This window comes from Vibrio sp. ER1A, assembly GCF_000733315.1.
Classification (GTDB): Bacteria; Pseudomonadota; Gammaproteobacteria; order Enterobacterales; family Vibrionaceae; genus Vibrio; species Vibrio mediterranei.
Map to the genome: position 1 here is coordinate 131,140 of NZ_JPJA01000084.1, position 15,888 is coordinate 147,027.

At 43.8% G+C, this 15,888-nt stretch carries 14 protein-coding genes; 8 read left to right on the forward strand and 6 right to left on the reverse strand.

The features are described 5' to 3' along the window. Positions 1-213: 213 nt before the first annotated feature. Together pgm and seqA are read right to left on the reverse strand one after the other, a co-directional pair. Complete coding sequence (gene pgm / locus HW45_RS05520; protein ID WP_038225435.1) at positions 214-1,860, reverse strand: phosphoglucomutase (alpha-D-glucose-1,6-bisphosphate-dependent); 1,647 nt, start codon at positions 1,858-1,860, stop codon at positions 214-216. 91 nt (positions 1,861-1,951) lie between these two features. Then, the gene (gene seqA, locus HW45_RS05525; protein ID WP_038225436.1) at positions 1,952-2,482 is read right to left on the reverse strand and encodes a replication initiation negative regulator SeqA; all 531 of its coding nucleotides are present in this window, start codon (positions 2,480-2,482) and stop codon (positions 1,952-1,954) included. Positions 2,483-2,575: 93 nt separating this feature from the next. Between seqA and HW45_RS05530 the strand changes: the two genes are divergently transcribed. The 3 genes from HW45_RS05530 to fldA all read left to right on the forward strand — a co-directional run bounded on the left by HW45_RS05530 (position 2,576) and on the right by fldA (position 4,236). Then, positions 2,576-3,334: an alpha/beta fold hydrolase gene (locus HW45_RS05530; RefSeq protein ID WP_038225575.1), complete on the forward strand. Its 759-nt coding sequence runs from the start codon at positions 2,576-2,578 to the stop codon at positions 3,332-3,334. A 98-nt stretch (positions 3,335-3,432) separates the two neighbouring features. After that, the gene (locus tag HW45_RS05535) at positions 3,433-3,654 is read left to right on the forward strand and encodes a DUF2788 domain-containing protein (protein WP_006075772.1); all 222 of its coding nucleotides are present in this window, start codon (positions 3,433-3,435) and stop codon (positions 3,652-3,654) included. Positions 3,655-3,702: 48 nt separating this feature from the next. Next, on the forward strand, positions 3,703-4,236 hold the full coding sequence (gene fldA, locus HW45_RS05540) for a flavodoxin FldA (RefSeq protein ID WP_006075773.1): 534 nt from the start codon (positions 3,703-3,705) through the stop codon (positions 4,234-4,236). Positions 4,237-4,284: 48 nt separating this feature from the next. Here the strand turns inward: fldA and HW45_RS05545 are convergent, their stop codons facing one another. Beyond that, the gene (locus tag HW45_RS05545; RefSeq protein ID WP_038225437.1) at positions 4,285-4,692 is read right to left on the reverse strand and encodes a hypothetical protein; all 408 of its coding nucleotides are present in this window, start codon (positions 4,690-4,692) and stop codon (positions 4,285-4,287) included. 74 nt (positions 4,693-4,766) lie between these two features. Further along, the gene (locus HW45_RS05550) at positions 4,767-5,279 is read right to left on the reverse strand and encodes a DUF4442 domain-containing protein (RefSeq protein WP_038225438.1); all 513 of its coding nucleotides are present in this window, start codon (positions 5,277-5,279) and stop codon (positions 4,767-4,769) included. A gap of 191 nt (positions 5,280-5,470) precedes the next feature. Between HW45_RS05550 and fcrX the strand changes: the two genes are divergently transcribed. Next, entirely contained in the window at positions 5,471-5,917 is a 447-nt protein-coding gene (fcrX, locus tag HW45_RS05555) for a ferric iron uptake transcriptional regulator FcrX (RefSeq protein WP_006071894.1), read from the forward strand. A gap of 91 nt (positions 5,918-6,008) precedes the next feature. Here the strand turns inward: fcrX and glnS are convergent, their stop codons facing one another. After that, on the reverse strand, positions 6,009-7,676 hold the full coding sequence (gene glnS / locus HW45_RS05560; RefSeq protein ID WP_006071895.1) for a glutamine--tRNA ligase: 1,668 nt from the start codon (positions 7,674-7,676) through the stop codon (positions 6,009-6,011). Positions 7,677-7,879: 203 nt separating this feature from the next. After that, entirely contained in the window at positions 7,880-9,448 is a 1,569-nt protein-coding gene (gene nagE / locus HW45_RS05565; RefSeq protein WP_038222489.1) for an N-acetylglucosamine-specific PTS transporter subunit IIBC, read from the reverse strand. Positions 9,449-9,914: 466 nt separating this feature from the next. Between nagE and nagA the strand changes: the two genes are divergently transcribed. From nagA to asnB, 4 genes are all read left to right on the forward strand, one after another. Further along, a complete protein-coding gene (gene nagA, locus HW45_RS05570) occupies positions 9,915-11,051 on the forward strand; it encodes an N-acetylglucosamine-6-phosphate deacetylase (RefSeq protein ID WP_038225440.1) in 1,137 nt (378 codons plus the stop codon). 2 nt (positions 11,052-11,053) lie between these two features. Continuing rightward, on the forward strand, positions 11,054-12,268 hold the full coding sequence (gene nagC, locus HW45_RS05575) for a DNA-binding transcriptional regulator NagC (RefSeq protein WP_006071900.1): 1,215 nt from the start codon (positions 11,054-11,056) through the stop codon (positions 12,266-12,268). Between the two features lie 101 nt (positions 12,269-12,369). Beyond that, a complete protein-coding gene (locus HW45_RS05580; RefSeq protein ID WP_038225443.1) occupies positions 12,370-13,950 on the forward strand; it encodes a cation:proton antiporter family protein in 1,581 nt (526 codons plus the stop codon). A 227-nt stretch (positions 13,951-14,177) separates the two neighbouring features. Continuing rightward, on the forward strand, positions 14,178-15,842 hold the full coding sequence (gene asnB, locus HW45_RS05585) for an asparagine synthase B (RefSeq protein WP_038225444.1): 1,665 nt from the start codon (positions 14,178-14,180) through the stop codon (positions 15,840-15,842). Positions 15,843-15,888: the final 46 nt, after the last annotated feature.

The window sequence follows — 15,888 nt, forward strand, 5'->3', positions numbered from 1 at the left end:
TACCACCACACTTTGGCTAGTTATCCCCTAGTCGATGTGTGTACTTCCTGTATTTTTGACCTGTCTGTCAAATTTTCTTACACCGCCTAAATGGCGGTGTTTTTTTATCTGCGTTTTATTCGAAACTATTGCATAAAAAAACGGCCGCAATTTGCGACCGCTTATTACAATATTATTAATAGTAGAACTAATCGTTAATCTGTCAGATTAAGATTACAGACCTGCCGCGGCAAACACCTGATTGACGATTTCTTGCGCTTCTGCCTCGATCAGTTTTAAGTGCTCTTCACCTTTGAAGCTTTCACAATAAATCTTATAGATGTCCTCTGTACCTGACGGACGAGCCGCAAACCAGCCATTTTCTGTCGTCACTTTCAGACCGCCGATTGCAGCACCGTTACCTGGTGCGTGCGTCAAACGAGCTGTGATGGCGTCACCTGCTAACGTTTCTGCCGCTACCATTTCTGGAGACAGTTTCTTAAGTACATTCTTTTGCTCGGTGTTGGCAACGGCTTGAATACGGTTGTACTTAGATTCACCATGCTTCGCTGCCAGCTCTTCGTAGTACTCTTGTGGATTCTTACCCGTTACTGCGGTAATTTCAGCAGCTAGCAAGCAAAGGATGATACCGTCTTTGTCCGTTGACCATGGCGTTCCGTCTTTACGTAAGAAGGACGCACCAGCACTTTCTTCACCACCGAAGCCAAACTCGCCGTTATACAGACCATCTACAAACCACTTAAAGCCCACAGGTACTTCACACAGTGTGCGGCCAAGGTCGGCAACCACACGGTCAATTAGCGCACTCGATACTAGCGTCTTACCTACTGCCACATCGTCACGCCACTGGTTACGATGACGGTACAGATAGTCGATACAAACAGCCAAATAGTGGTTCGGGTTCATTAGGCCTTTTGGCGTCACAATACCGTGACGGTCATAATCTGGGTCATTACCAAATGCTAAATCGTAGTCATCTTTAAGCGCCAGTAATCCAGCCATCGCATAAGGTGATGAGCAGTCCATGCGAACCACGCCGTCTTTATCTAAAGACATAAACTGGAATGATGGGTCTACCGCTTCGCTGACTAACGTCAGATCCAAGTTGTAAGCGCTGGCAATTTGACGCCAGTAATCGATACCTGAACCACCTAATGGATCAACGCCGATTTTCAGGTTTGACTTCTGAATCGCTTCCATATCAATCACATTTACCAAGTCATCGATGTACGGCTTAACAAGGTCACGCTCTTGGAATAAAGGCTGAGATTTTGCTACTGCAATAGGAAGACGTTTCACGTCTTTCATTTCATTAGTAATGATGTCGTTAGCACGATCCTCAATAGCCTGAGTAAGTTCTGCTTCTGCTGGACCGCCATGCGCTGGGTTGTACTTGATGCCACCATCTTGTGGTGGGTTATGCGATGGTGTGATAACAATACCATCCGCTTTATCCGCATTTGCTAAGTTATGAGTAAGAATAGCGTGAGAAATACCCGGTGTTGGGGTGTAACCATTGTTCTCTTGAGCGATAACAGTAACGCCGTTTGCTACAAGCACTTCAACGACAGTTGAGAATGCAGGCTCTGACAATGCGTGAGTATCTTTACCTACGAAAAGTGGTCCTGTAGTGCCCTTTTCTGCACGAACTTCAGCAACAGCTTGCGCTATTGCTAAAATGTGATTTTCATTGAAGGTTGCTTTATCAGCGCAACCACGGTGGCCGGAAGTACCAAATTGCACACTTTGTGCTTGGTTGCCAGCTTCAGGTTGAATTAAAAAGTAATTAGCAACAAGCGCAGGAATATTATGCAGGTCTTCTTGCTGAGCCTTTTGGCCCGCGCGTGGGTGTATAGCCATAACAGACGTCCTTTCAAAATTAAGCTTAAAAATAAAAAAAACCTCATAATACTCGTTTCAATATGAACATTATGAGGTTTGAATCGAAATCTTAGATGGATGCCGTCACTTTTTCGATGAGTTCGGCGGGATAATCCATCATGGTCATCACCTGCTCCACCATTTGCCTTTTACGACTGGTATTAGTGTTGGTGATAACCCAGAAAGGGGTATTAGGAATTGCTTTCGGCTTAGTCGTATTGCCGCTTTCTAGCAAAGCCGCTTCATTATTTGCGAAATAAACGCGTTTGCGACCTTTAACTTGTGAAGCTTCAGAGAAGCCTTCTGGATTTAAGCGATGCAGAGTTGATAGTACCAACATAAATCTATCGATAGCTTTTTTCAATCCAGCAAACTCGTCAGAAATCAGCAATGAGCGCATTTCTTTTACTGAATCTACCGCCTCTACCTGAGGGATCTCTTTACTAACGACGATAGTTTTAGCGGCAGCTGGTTTCTGTTCCGTTTCGGCTGCATCTACCTTTAATAAACGTCGTAAGATATCTGAAGCACTTTCGCCAATGTGGTGGGTCTGGCTTGCAATATAACGGTATAGATCCTCATCAACCTCAATTGTTTTCATTCGCTTTTCACAGTCTCTATGTTTAAACTCTGGGTGATTATAACGAGTTCCGCGATGAACCTCTACGTTAAACACATCACGAATAACAGAAAAATGTCAGCTTTATTGAACTATAAAAGAGAAGGTCAAGGCTTACCTGTCGTCCTCATCCACGGTCTGTTCGGAGACTTGAACAACCTTGGTGTTTTGGCCAGAGACCTAAAACAAGACTTTGATGTCATCAGTATCGACCTACGCAACCATGGTCGTTCTTTCCATAGTGATGATCATAACTACACCTTAATGGCTCAAGATGTGGTGCAACTGCTTGAATCATTGGATATCACCAAGCCAATCGTCATCGGTCATTCAATGGGTGGCAAAGTTGCTATGCGTTTGTGTGATTTTGACTACCCACTTTCAAAACTGATTGTGATGGACATGTCTCCTGTCGAGTACACTGTGCGCAGACATGACAATGTTTTGTCTGGACTAGACGCAGTAATTGCCAGTAAGCCAACGTCGCGCGCTGATGCTATGGCGCTAATGAGTCAACACATCGAAATGGAAGGGGTTCGCCAATTTCTTGGTAAATCTTTGTATAAACACGATGACTATCTTGCTTGGCGTTTTAATGTTGAGAGCTTGAAACGTAACTACTTAGCTATCTTGAGCTGGCAACCAATTGAGAAAAGTAATGTTCCGATTTTATTTATTAAAGGCGGAGACTCAGATTACCTCACGGCCGAACATCAACCTTTGATACAAGCTCAATTTTCAAATGCCAAAGCGCATGTTATTGCCAATACTGGGCATTGGCTTCATGCAGAAAAACCAGCAGAAGTACTAAGAGCTATACGCAAATTTATCTAAATTTGACGTCAAACCATTACTCGACTGCGAGCACGCATTAACTTTATCGAACAACAGTGGTATAGTTCCGCGCAAGCATATTGGCATAAAGGAATACCATGCTTTACGACTACATAAACAAACTGGAATCTATTGGTTTGGATCTACTGTTTGCAGCGATCTTCTTTTTGATCGGTATGGCAATCAAAGATGTCCTCAAACAAGGTAATGTTCCTGTTTTTGGTCGACGTATTGTATGGCTTGTGCTGTTCTTAGGGTGTGCAGGTTTTGTCGCAAAAGGCATTATTCAGCTCAGCTGGGAAGGCACAGGACTCGGCTAACGTTCCGGTTCCTTAATCCAACACAGACAATGAAAAGGTACTGAATCTATGGCAAGTGTAGGTCTATTCTTTGGTAGCGATACTGGCAACACAGAAGCTATTGCAAAGATGATCCAAAAACAATTGGGTAAACAGCTCGTTCACGTTCAAGACATTGCAAAAAGCAGCAAAGAAGATATCGACAACTTCGATTTACTGCTTTTAGGTATCCCAACTTGGTATTACGGCGAAGCTCAAGCAGATTGGGATGATTTCTTCCCAGAGCTAGAAGGCATTGACTTCTCAACTAAGCTTGTTGCTATCTTTGGCTGTGGTGACCAAGAAGACTACGCAGAGTACTTCTGTGATGCTATGGGTACAGTACGTGACATCGTTGAAGCAAAAGGCGGTACTATCATTGGTTACACACCAACTGAAGGGTACGAGTTTGAAGCTTCTAAAGCACTTGTTGAAGGCGATGAGTCACAATTCGTTGGCCTGTGTATCGACGAAGACCGCCAGCCAGAACTAACTGATGAGCGCGTATCTAACTGGACTAAGCAACTTTATGAAGAAATGTGCTTAGCTGAGCTAGAAGATTAATTCACTCTTCAACGTGAGTGCAAAAAAACCTCCAATTAGGAGGTTTTTTTATTTTGATTGTGTATCAGAAGCACTACAAATTCGGGTTTTGGATGCAATTTGGCCTGTTTCAAACTCAATCGACTCTGTTGCAGCAATTTGGCTAACATTACTAAACCGTCCATTAAGTATAGGCATCAGCTGCTGACAGACTTGCTGAGTCATCGCCTCTAGCATCCAGGTAGTCATTGATTCTGTTTCTGGGTCTCCCGCATATCGATATGTGGTCGTTCTAAACAAAATCCCATCATTGAGCGCAAGGTGCATATCAGAGATTGTGATTTTAGGGTCAACTTGCTTAAATTGAGTATGAGCAAGATCGTCGTTGAGCTGTCTCAAAATTTCAGGTGTTAAGGTTTCTGAAAATACAGTACCGCTAAAGAGCACTGTTAAACCCAAAATGATTAAACGCTTCACTGTCACCTCACTACATCATTAATTCAGTTAATAATAAACCAAACCATAACCGTGTTGTGTACTACTGGTAAAAACTAAGCTTGCACCGACGTCGTTTCATTTTCCGTTTCTGCGCGATATTTAGGCTTCTTACGAATATAAAGTTTACGTTGGATGGTGGCGACGACCTCACCATGCTGGTTGTGAATGTGAGTGACAAACTCTGGAAAGCACTTATCCCCTGTTGCCGTGCTGTGTAGAATGCCGTCCAACATATCTTGGCTCACGACAAACTCAGCATTTAAGTCAGAAAAACCTGGCTTGATAAAATCGATATTGGCTTCTTTATCCCAAACATAATATTGCTCGCGAAGAATTCCCATCAACATCAACGAATAGATAGGATCAGTCATGGCGAAAATACTGCCGCCAAACTGGGAACGATTGGCATTTTTGTTCCACCACTTCAGTTTTAACCGCACTTTAACTGAACGAAAATCCTCACTGATCTCCGTGATTTTTATCCCGGCTCCCCAAAAGGGTGGCCAGATGTTCAATGCAAACTTCACGTATTTGGGTTTATAAATTTTCGCTAATCGTTTATCCATAACTCGCAATCCAACTTGATATGTAAACGAATTGTAACTAGTCAGATGTGTTTGTAAAGTGACATTGTTCGCCTTCTATGTTAATACTTAGTAACCCTTTGAAGTTCGAGGTTTATTGTTACGCTGTAGTACCCTATAATGAATAGATTACTGAAATCTGTTTATTGCTGCAGATCATTACAGGAAAGTTTATGTCAGACAACAATAAGGCACTTAAAGACGCGGGACTGAAAGTCACGCTGCCGCGACTAAAAATTTTAGAAGTACTGCAGAAGCCAGAGTACCAACATATCAGTGCAGAAGATCTGTACAAGAAGCTCATCGATCTTGGAGAAGAGATCGGTTTAGCAACGGTTTACCGTGTTCTAAACCAATTTGATGATGCGGGTATTGTTACACGCCATCACTTCGAAGGTGGTAAATCGGTATTTGAGCTTTCTACTCAGCACCATCATGATCACCTTGTGTGCCTAGATTGTGGTGAGGTTATCGAGTTCTCTGACGATGTGATTGAAACTCGTCAAAAAGAGATTGCAGCTCGTTATAATATCGAACTCACCAACCACAGCCTTTACCTCTATGGTAAGTGCATTGGTGGTGCATGCAAAGATAACCCTAAAGCGCACGAACCTCGTTAACACGCTAAATGGGTAGAATTAAAAAAACCAGCCATTGTGGCTGGTTTTTTAGTATCTAAAGCCCCTCTCAGAAAAGAGAGGCTTAAAGTGATTATTTTGCTTCGACCTTAGCCCAAGTGTCACGTAGACCAACGGTACGGTTGAAAACCAAAGATTCAGCACTAGAGTCTTTGATGTCCGCACAGAAGTAACCCATACGCTCAAATTGGTAACCTTGAGAAGCATCTGCTGCTGCCAAACTTGGCTCTACAAAGCCCTTTGACACAACTAGAGACTCTGGATTGATAGTTTCAGCAAAGTTATCCGCCGCCGCAGGGTTAGCAACAGTAAACAAGCGATCATACAGGCGAATCTCAGCAGGTAGACCTTTATCCGCTGATACCCAGTGAATAACGCCTTTCACTTTACGACCGTCAGCTGGATTTTTACCTAGCGTATCAGCATCGTAACTACAGAAAATCGTAGTAATATTGCCAGCTTCGTCTTTCTCAATGCGCTCTGCTTTGATGACATAGGCACCACGTAAACGAACTTCTTTACCTAAAACAAGACGCTTATACTTCTTGTTGGCTTCTTCGCGGAAATCTTCACGTTCAATCCAAACTTCACGAGTAAATGGTACTTCACGTGTACCCATTTCTGGTTTATTCGGGTGATTTGCAATTGATAAGGTTTCACCTTCACCTTGGTAGTTTTCGATCACAATTTTCACCGGATCTAAAACAGCCATTGCACGAGGAGCGTTCTCATTCAAATCATCGCGAACGCATGACTCTAGAGAACCAAACTCGATCATATTCTCTTGTTTTGTCACACCGATACGTTTGCAGAATTCACGAATTGAAGCAGGCGTAAATCCACGACGACGCAGACCAGAAATCGTTGGCATACGCGGGTCATCCCAGCCGTTAACCAGTTTCTCAGTCACCAGTTGGTTAAGCTTACGCTTTGACATCACTGTGTATTCCAAGTTCAGACGACTGAACTCATACTGATGCGGTTGGCAATCGATAGTGATGTTTTCAAGAACCCAGTCGTACAAACGACGGTTATCTTGGAACTCCAGCGTACATAGCGAGTGAGTAATGCCCTCAAGCGCATCTGAAATACAGTGAGTAAAGTCATACATCGGATAAATGCACCACTTGTCACCTGTTTGATGGTGATGAGCGAAACGAACACGATAAAGCACAGGATCGCGCATAACCATAAATGATGAACTCATGTCGATCTTGGCACGAAGACAAGCTGTACCCTCTTCGAAGCCGCCATCACGCATTTTTTCGAATAGCGCCAAGTTCTCTTCAACTGAACGATCACGATATGGGCTTGGTTTACCAGGTGCGGTAAGCGTTCCACGATACTCGCGGATCTGCTCTGGACTTAGCTCGTCAACATACGCTAAGCCTTTATTAATCAATTCAACCGCATACTCGTAAAGCTTATCGAAGTAGTTTGATGAATAACACACGTCACCAGACCACTCAAAGCCTAACCAGCTTACATCATTCTTAATCGACTCAACGTATTCAACGTCTTCTTTTTCAGGGTTTGTATCATCAAAACGAAGATTACATTGTCCCTGATAGTCCTGAGCAATACCGAAGTTTAAACAAATAGATTTTGCGTGACCGATATGCAGGTAACCATTTGGCTCCGGCGGAAAACGAGTATGCACGCTAGTATGCTTGCCATCCGCTAAATCTTTATCAATGATTTGGCGAATAAAGTTCGATGGACGAGCCTCAGCTTCACTCATCTATAACACCTCTATGTTTTAAGTATTGTCAGATATATAAACGCTAATGATCCACAATTCCTTGCGAAACCTCAACAAGAACTCGCATTTTCACAAGATTATTTTAGTACTGAAACTTGAACGGTGAAAAAGCAGAAGAAAAGAAGCATAAAAAAAGCCTCTCAAATGAGAGGCTTTACTATGGAAATCAATGAGTAGCTAGACTATGGAAGTTTTACTTCTGATAAGTCTTCACCAGCACCGATAGACTTCATTTCACCGGCAATGATTTCAGCTAGAGGGCCTAGGATAACTTGTAGGTTATTTTCACCTAGTTTCACTACACCTTTCGCACCTAGCTTTTTAAGTACAGCTTCGTCAGCAACAGAGCGGTCTTTAAGCGTTAGACGTAGACGTGTGATACAAGCATCGATTGAAGTTAGGTTATCGTGACCACCTAGGGCTTTTAGGTATTGGCGAGCTAGGTCACCGTTTTTCACGTCACCGTCAACTTCTACTTCTACGTCATCGTCTTCACGACCAGGCGACTTCAGGTTGAAAGCGCGGATTGCGAAGCTGAATGTGAAGAAGTATAGAGCACCGAAGCCTAGACCGATTAGTAGTAGTGTGAATGGTTTCGTCGCTAGACCCCAGTTCAATACGAAGTCGATTAGACCAGCAGAGAAGCCGAAGCCGTGTAGCGTACCAAACATGTTAGCAACAACTAGAGCTAGACCAGTAAATACTGCGTGCATTGCATATAGTGCAGGTGCTAGGAATACAAACATGAACTCTAGAGGCTCTGTGATACCAGTTAGGAATGAACAGAATGCTACAGAGAATAGTGCACCACCAACTTGGCTGCGTTTCTCAGCAGGTGCTGCTAGGTACATTGCTAGTGCTGCACCTGGTAGACCAAACATCATTACAGGGAAGAAGCCGTTCATGAATACACCAGCGCTCTTATCGCCGCCGAAGAAGCGGTGTAGGTCACCAGTTTTCACTGTTTCAGTAACTTCTTTAACTGTTGCTGTGATTTCAGGAGTTACAGAGTTAGCAAACTCGAATGTATGAGCTTGACCAGCTACTAGAGTCTTAGCAAGAGCTGGGTCTACACAAAGCTGTTGTAGAGAAGGAAGCGCTTGACCAGCAGCTTGAGCACCAGTAACTAGAACTTCTTGACACGTACCCATACCGAACCAGAAGTATGAGTTAAGAACGTGGTGAAGACCTACAGGGATAAGTGCACGGTTAAGCGTACCATAAACGAACTGACCAATTGCGCCAGAAGTTGATACTGCGTGTGCTAGAGCGTCAAGACCACCTTGGATGCTAGGCCAAACCACACCTGAGATCGCACCTGCTACTAGAGCAAATAGACCAGCCATGATAGGAACTAGACGCTTACCTGCGAAGAATGCCAACCATTCTGGAAGACGAGTCGCATGGAATGCGTTGTAAGAGTGACCTGCAATGATACCTGCGAAGATACCACCGAAGAATGACATGTTAACGTCAGCGTTGATTGTTGTTGCTGTCGCAGTTAGAACGAAGTAAGCAACTGCACCAGCAAGACCTGCTGCACCGTTACCGTCTTTAGAAAGACCAATCGCAATACCTAGACCGAATAGCAGAGGTAGTTGACCGAAAATCGCTCCACCAGCTTGCGCCATAAATGGAATGTCTAAAAGGTCGCCTTGACCCAAACGTAGTAGAAGCGCCGCAATCGGAAGCGTTGCGATAGGTAGCATTAACGCTTTACCTAGCTTCTGTGCATATCCTAGCATATTCACCTTAAGTTCCCCCTATAGGATTTGAATTTTGTTGGACGACTTATTTTAGCCGTTCAATTTAGTCCTATTCAGTTTATGAAATTAATTTTGCTCCGCAAATTAAAACCTCACCATTTGTGATCATAATCACCAGTTTTTGCCAAAACAGAGGCTTTTTGCTAGCTAGATCATAAAACTTATTTTATCATACGAAAAAATAGCAAAATCTAAGTAGGATTTTGCCTGAGAGAGTTGCACTAAGTAGCGATTATTTTGCGATTGGAATCAACTTTTCCAATGTAATGACTACACATAAAATAACAATAACTCCCTCATTATCATTAAGTTACTTTGACTGTTTTATCTAATTAAAACTTGCTGACTACTAAATCCGTCTCATTGCTACAAGCAGAAAACTAAGTCGAATCTTCACTGTTTCGATAACCGCAATGAGCTAAAGAGAATACAACACAAGGATTCGCTAACTATGTATGCATTAACTAACTGTAAGATCTTCACGGGTAGTGACGTTCTCACCAATCATGCGGTGCTAATCAATGGTGACCAAATCGAGTCAGTTCTGCCTAGCGCAGAGCTTCCAAGTGACATTAAGTGCTTGGATTTAAACGGCGCAAACCTAAGCCCGGGTTTTATTGATTTGCAGCTAAACGGCTGTGGCGGTGTGATGTTCAATGACGAAATAACCGCTGACACTATCCATACCATGCATAGAGCTAACCTTAAGTCAGGCTGTACTAGCTTCTTACCTACGCTGATTACTTCATCTGATGACAATATGCGTCAGGCATTGATCGCTGCTCGCGAATACCACAGCCAGTACCAAAACCACTCTCTTGGCCTACACCTAGAAGGTCCTTACCTAAACGTTGCGAAAAAAGGCATTCATAGCCCTGACTTCATTCGTCAATCTGACGATGCAATGATCGACCTTATCTGTGAAAACCGCGACCTCGTCGCAAAAGTGACCTTAGCTCCGGAACAAAACGCACCAGAGCATATCGAAAAGCTACGTAAAGCAGGTATTGTGGTCTCAATTGGCCACACTAATGCCACTTACGAAGAAGCCCGTAAAGGTTTTGAATCTGGCATTACATTCGCAACGCATTTATTTAATGCGATGACGCCAATGACAGGTCGTGAGCCAGGCGTTGTTGGTGCTATCTACGATACGCCAGATGTCTACGCCGGTGTGATTGCCGATGGTTTCCATGTTGACTATGCGAACATTCGTATCGCGCATAAAGTGAAAGGTGAAAAGTTAGTATTAGTGACGGACGCCACAGCTCCAGCGGGTGCTGACATGGATTACTTTATTTTTGTCGGTAAGAAAGTATATTACAAGGATGGTAAGTGCGTGGATGAAAACGGCACGCTAGGTGGCAGCGCACTTACAATGATTGAGGCGGTTCAGAACACAGTTGAACACGCTGGTATCGCTTTGGACGAAGCTCTACGAATGGCGACGCTTTACCCTGCTAAAGCAATGGGTTTAGAAGACAAGCTTGGCCGTATTAAGAAAGGCATGATTGCTAACTTGACCGTATTCGATAGAGATTATAATGTCCAAGGCACAATTGTTAACGGACAATACGAGCAAAATTGAGCATGAATGGCGGACAAATAGGTAACGTAGATTTAGTAAAACAACTTAACAGTGCAGCGGTTTACCGTTTAATAGACCAACAAGGGCCTATTTCTCGCATTCAAGTTGCTGATGTTAGCCAGCTGGCACCTGCAAGCGTTACCAAGATTACCCGCCAATTATTGGAGCGCGGCCTTATCAAAGAGGTCGCTCAACAAGCCTCAACAGGTGGACGCAGAGCCATCTCTCTAACGACAGCAGTGGAGCCTTTCCACTCTGTCGCTGTGCGTCTCGGTCGAGATTATGTGCAGTTCTCTCTTTACGATTTGGGTGGCCGTGAAATGGCCTTCTCCCATAATGATTTTTACTACACCAATCAAAGTGAACTTAGCGAAGGCTTGGTGACATCGCTTCGCGAATTTCTAAAAGAACACAGTCCTAAAATCGAACAGCTTATTGCTATTGGCATTACCCTACCCGGTCTGGTTAACCCGACTACGGGTGTTGTTGAATACATGCCAAATACCGACATCGACAAACTCGAGCTCGCTGATCTAGTTCGTGCTCAATTCAAAGTAGAGTGTTTTGTAGGTAACGATATTCGTGGTTTAGCTCTGGCAGAACATTACTTTGGCGCAAGCCGTGACTGCCAAGATTCCATATTGGTCAGTGTTCACCGTGGTACTGGTGCTGGTATTATCGTCAATGGCCAAGTGTTCTTAGGGCACAACCGCAATGTGGGTGAAATTGGCCACATCCAAATCGATCCGCTAGGTGAACAATGCCAATGTGGCAACTTTGGCTGCTTGGAAACGGTTGCGGCTAACCCAGCAATTGTCAAACGCGTTAAAAAGCTGATTGAACAAGGGTATGAGTCAACACTTGCTCTAAAAGAGCACATCACCATTGAAGATGTTTGCTCACACGCATTAAATGGCGACGAGTTAGCCAAACAGAGCTTGGTTCGAGTAGGCAACCAACTCGGCAAAGCCATCGCAATCACTATTAACCTGTTCAACCCGCAAAAAATTATTATTGCTGGTGACATTACCATGGCAAAAGAGATTGTCTTCCCAGCGATTCGTCGTAATGTCGAAAACCAGTCATTAACGACATTCCATACAGAACTACCGATTGTTGCTTCAGAAATCGATAAGCAACCAACAATGGGCGCATTCGCTATGATCAAACGCGCCATGTTAAATGGGGTTTTGTTACAAAAACTACTCGAAGATTGAGAAAATGTTTTGAAATAACAAACAAACCCTTACATAAATTATGTAGAATATGTGACCACACTTCGGTGTGGTCTTTTTGTCTTCAGATAATAAAAAATACTATGGAACTGATCCTTATAACCGTCGCCTTCATCGCGGGTTTCCTCGCATTGAAATGTCAACTACCACCCTTAGTAGGTTTTCTACTTGCTGGGTTTATTCTGCATCACTTTGGTTTTGAATCGACCGATACCATTACCACTCTTGCAGACCTTGGTGTGACACTTCTACTGTTTACTATTGGCTTAAAGCTCGACATTAAAACTTTGTTGTCCAAAGAAATTTGGGCCGGCGCAACCATTCATAATCTGCTTTCGACACTTTTGTTCGCCGTTTTGTTACTTGGTTTGAAAATTCTGGGTGTTTCTAGCCTTGCTACGCTCGACGTTGAGCAACTTATTCTGTTGGGCTTTGCTCTTTCCTTCTCAAGTACTGTATTTGCAGTAAAAACCTTACAAGAAAAAGGTGAGATGAATGCTACCTATGGCACTCTCGCCATTGGTATCCTGGTTATGCAGGATATCTTCGCGGTCATCTTTTTAACAGCATCAACAGGCAAGTTTCCAGAATGGTATGCCATCGGACTATTTGCTCTTCCTCTCCTTCGTCCCATCATGTTCAAGCTATTAAATAAAGCCGGACATGGCGAAATGCTCGTATTAAGTGGCATTTTCTTCGCACTCGTCATGGGTGCAGGGTTATTTGAATTGGTTGGAATGAAGCCGGATTTGGGTGCGCTTATCTTGGGTATGCTGTTAGCTTCACATTCTAAAGCTTCTGAGCTGTCAAAATCACTTTTCAATTTAAAAGAGCTGTTCTTAGTCTGCTTTTTCCTCAATATTGGTCTTGCTGATCAGCCGACAATCGAAGGTTTTGTGCTCGGTGCATTGCTCCTCTTGTTACTGCCACTAAAAGGCATTCTGTACTTCGTGGTCATCAACGCATTTAAATTCCGTGTCCGTACATGTCTTTTGACTACACTAACTCTGTTTAACTTCAGTGAGTTCGGTCTCATTGTCGGTGGCTTGGCTTACAAACTGGGTTGGATTTCCGGTGACATCTTAGTCGCGTTAGCCATTGCCGTATCGTTGTCCTTTATCGTTTCTGCCCCTCTAAACCGAATTGGGCACAGCATTTACTTGCGCAGTGCGAAGTGGCTAAAGGAACAAGCAGCAGAGAAGATCAATACCCGCGATCAATTCATCAATCCAGGCGAAGCTCAAGTTCTGATTCTTGGCATGGGACGAATCGGCACTGGTGCTTATGACGAGCTCTACCAACGATATGGAAAAGTTAGCCTAGGTGTTGAAGTGCGCGAAGAAGCCGCTAAGCAACATCGAGAGGAAGGCAGAAATGTTATAGCCGGCGACGCCACCGACCCTGATTTCTGGGAACGTATTCTCGACACAGCTCATGTAAAGTTGGTATTGCTGGCAATGCCCCACCATCAAGGTAATCAAACTGCGTTAGACCTACTTCACCAAAAGCAGTTTAAAGGGCAAATTGCTGCTATCGCCGCTTACCCAGATCAATTGGATGAGTTGGAGCAAATGGGTGTTAATGCGGCATTTAATATCTACAGCGAAGCAGGTAGTGGTTTCGCACGCCATGTGTGCGATCAGCTGCAACCTAACCTCAAATAACAACCTCTACAAACATATTTAGAAGCCGGTCAATCCGGCTTTTTTTGTAGTTAATTGACCATCAAAGCACCAGTATCTAAATGCCATATACCAAAAAAGCAATTTAATTAAAAAATATTTAATCAAACCTCACTTTTATCATCTTTTTCGTTCATCACGGTTGCTTTTTTTTGAGCAGATGGCAAATTGAACTCAACAGCGTTAAATTTCATCTAAAAGGAAGTTGTATGTGTTCAGTATTTGGCATTTTAGACATAAAAAGTGATGCAGCCGCTCTACGTCCAGTCGCGTTAGAGATGTCTAAAAAGCTTCGTCATCGTGGACCAGATTGGTCTGGTATCTATGCTTCAGACAAAGCAATTCTTGCGCATGAGCGCCTAGCTATCGTTGGCCTAAATAGTGGTGCTCAACCACTTTACAGCCAAGATAAAAAACACATCCTTGCTGTTAATGGTGAAATCTACAACCACAAAGAAATTCGTGCACGCTATGAAGGCAAATATGAGTTCCAAACTGACTCAGATTGTGAAGTCATTCTAGCACTATACCAAGACATGGGTGCAGACCTACTAGAAGAGCTAAACGGCATTTTCGCTTTCGTCCTTTATGATGAAGAGAAAGATGAGTATCTTGTTGGCCGTGACCATATTGGTATCATTCCGCTTTACCAAGGCTACGACGAACACGGTAACTACTATGTTGCGTCAGAAATGAAAGCGCTAGTGCCTGTTTGTAAGACTATTAGCGAATTCCCTCCTGGCAGTTACTATGGCTCTAAAGATGCAGAGCCTCAGCGTTACTATATTCGTGACTGGAACGAATACGCTGCAGTGCAAGGCAACAGTACAAGCAAAGAAGAACTGACTGAAGCACTAGAAGCGGCGGTTAAACGTCAGCTAATGACAGATGTACCTTATGGCGTACTACTTTCAGGTGGCCTTGACTCTTCTATCACTTCTGCTGTCGCAAAACGTTTCGCAGCAATGCGTATTGAAGACGATGAAAAGTCAGCGGCATGGTGGCCTCAACTTCACTCATTTGCAGTTGGCCTCGAAGGCGCTCCAGATCTCAAAGCCGCTCGTGAAGTAGCAGACCAAATCGGCACCGTTCACCACGAGATGACCTATACCATTCAAGAAGGTTTGGATGCCATTCGCGATGTTATCTACCACATCGAAACGTATGATGTCACCACAATCCGTGCTTCAACGCCTATGTTCCTAATGGGACGTAAAATCAAAGCAATGGGTATTAAGATGGTTCTTTCTGGTGAAGGGGCAGACGAGATCTTTGGTGGCTACCTGTATTTCCACAAAGCGCCAAACGCAAAAGAGTTCCACGAAGAAACAGTTCGTAAGCTGCTTGCATTGAACATGTTTGACTGCGCACGTGCCAACAAATCACTTGCAGCATGGGGCGTTGAAGGCCGTGTACCTTTCTTAGATAAAGAGTTTATCGATGTAGCAATGCGCTTAAACCCTGAAGACAAAATGTGTGGCAACGGTAAGATGGAAAAACACATCCTGCGTGAGTGTTTTGAACACTACCTTCCAGAGTCAATCGCATGGCGTCAAAAAGAGCAGTTCTCTGACGGTGTTGGCTACAGCTGGATTGATACACTAAAAGAAGTGGCTGAAGCGAAAGTGACTGACCAACAAATGGAAACCGCAGCATTCCGCTTCCCATACAACACGCCAACAACAAAAGAAGGTTACGCATACCGTGAAATCTTCGAAGAGCTGTTCCCACTTGAATCTGCGGCCCAATGTGTTCCAGGTGGCCCGTCGGTAGCGTGCTCTTCTGCAAAAGCACTTGAATGGGATGAGTCTTTCCGGAACTGTGTTGATCCTTCAGGTCGAGCTGTTCAAGCAGTTCACAACGACTCTTACTAAATGTCACAGTCAACCTAAACCAAAAAAAACCAGCCTCACGGCTGGT

Bases quoted from the DNA above. Each gene is read 5' to 3' on its own strand.
- pgm (WP_038225435.1), bottom strand. From the start codon at position 1,860: ATGGCTATACACCCACGCGCGGGCCAAAAGGCTCAGCAAGAAGACCTG.
- seqA (WP_038225436.1), bottom strand. From the start codon at position 2,482: ATGAAAACAATTGAGGTTGATGAGGATCTATACCGTTATATTGCAAGC.
- HW45_RS05530 (WP_038225575.1), top strand. From the start codon at position 2,576: ATGTCAGCTTTATTGAACTATAAAAGAGAAGGTCAAGGCTTACCTGTC.
- HW45_RS05535 (WP_006075772.1), top strand. From the start codon at position 3,433: ATGCTTTACGACTACATAAACAAACTGGAATCTATTGGTTTGGATCTA.
- fldA (WP_006075773.1), top strand. From the start codon at position 3,703: ATGGCAAGTGTAGGTCTATTCTTTGGTAGCGATACTGGCAACACAGAA.
- HW45_RS05550 (WP_038225438.1), bottom strand. From the start codon at position 5,279: ATGGATAAACGATTAGCGAAAATTTATAAACCCAAATACGTGAAGTTT.
- fcrX (WP_006071894.1), top strand. From the start codon at position 5,471: ATGTCAGACAACAATAAGGCACTTAAAGACGCGGGACTGAAAGTCACG.
- glnS (WP_006071895.1), bottom strand. From the start codon at position 7,676: ATGAGTGAAGCTGAGGCTCGTCCATCGAACTTTATTCGCCAAATCATT.
- nagA (WP_038225440.1), top strand. From the start codon at position 9,915: ATGTATGCATTAACTAACTGTAAGATCTTCACGGGTAGTGACGTTCTC.
- nagC (WP_006071900.1), top strand. From the start codon at position 11,054: ATGAATGGCGGACAAATAGGTAACGTAGATTTAGTAAAACAACTTAAC.
- HW45_RS05580 (WP_038225443.1), top strand. From the start codon at position 12,370: ATGGAACTGATCCTTATAACCGTCGCCTTCATCGCGGGTTTCCTCGCA.
- asnB (WP_038225444.1), top strand. From the start codon at position 14,178: ATGTGTTCAGTATTTGGCATTTTAGACATAAAAAGTGATGCAGCCGCT.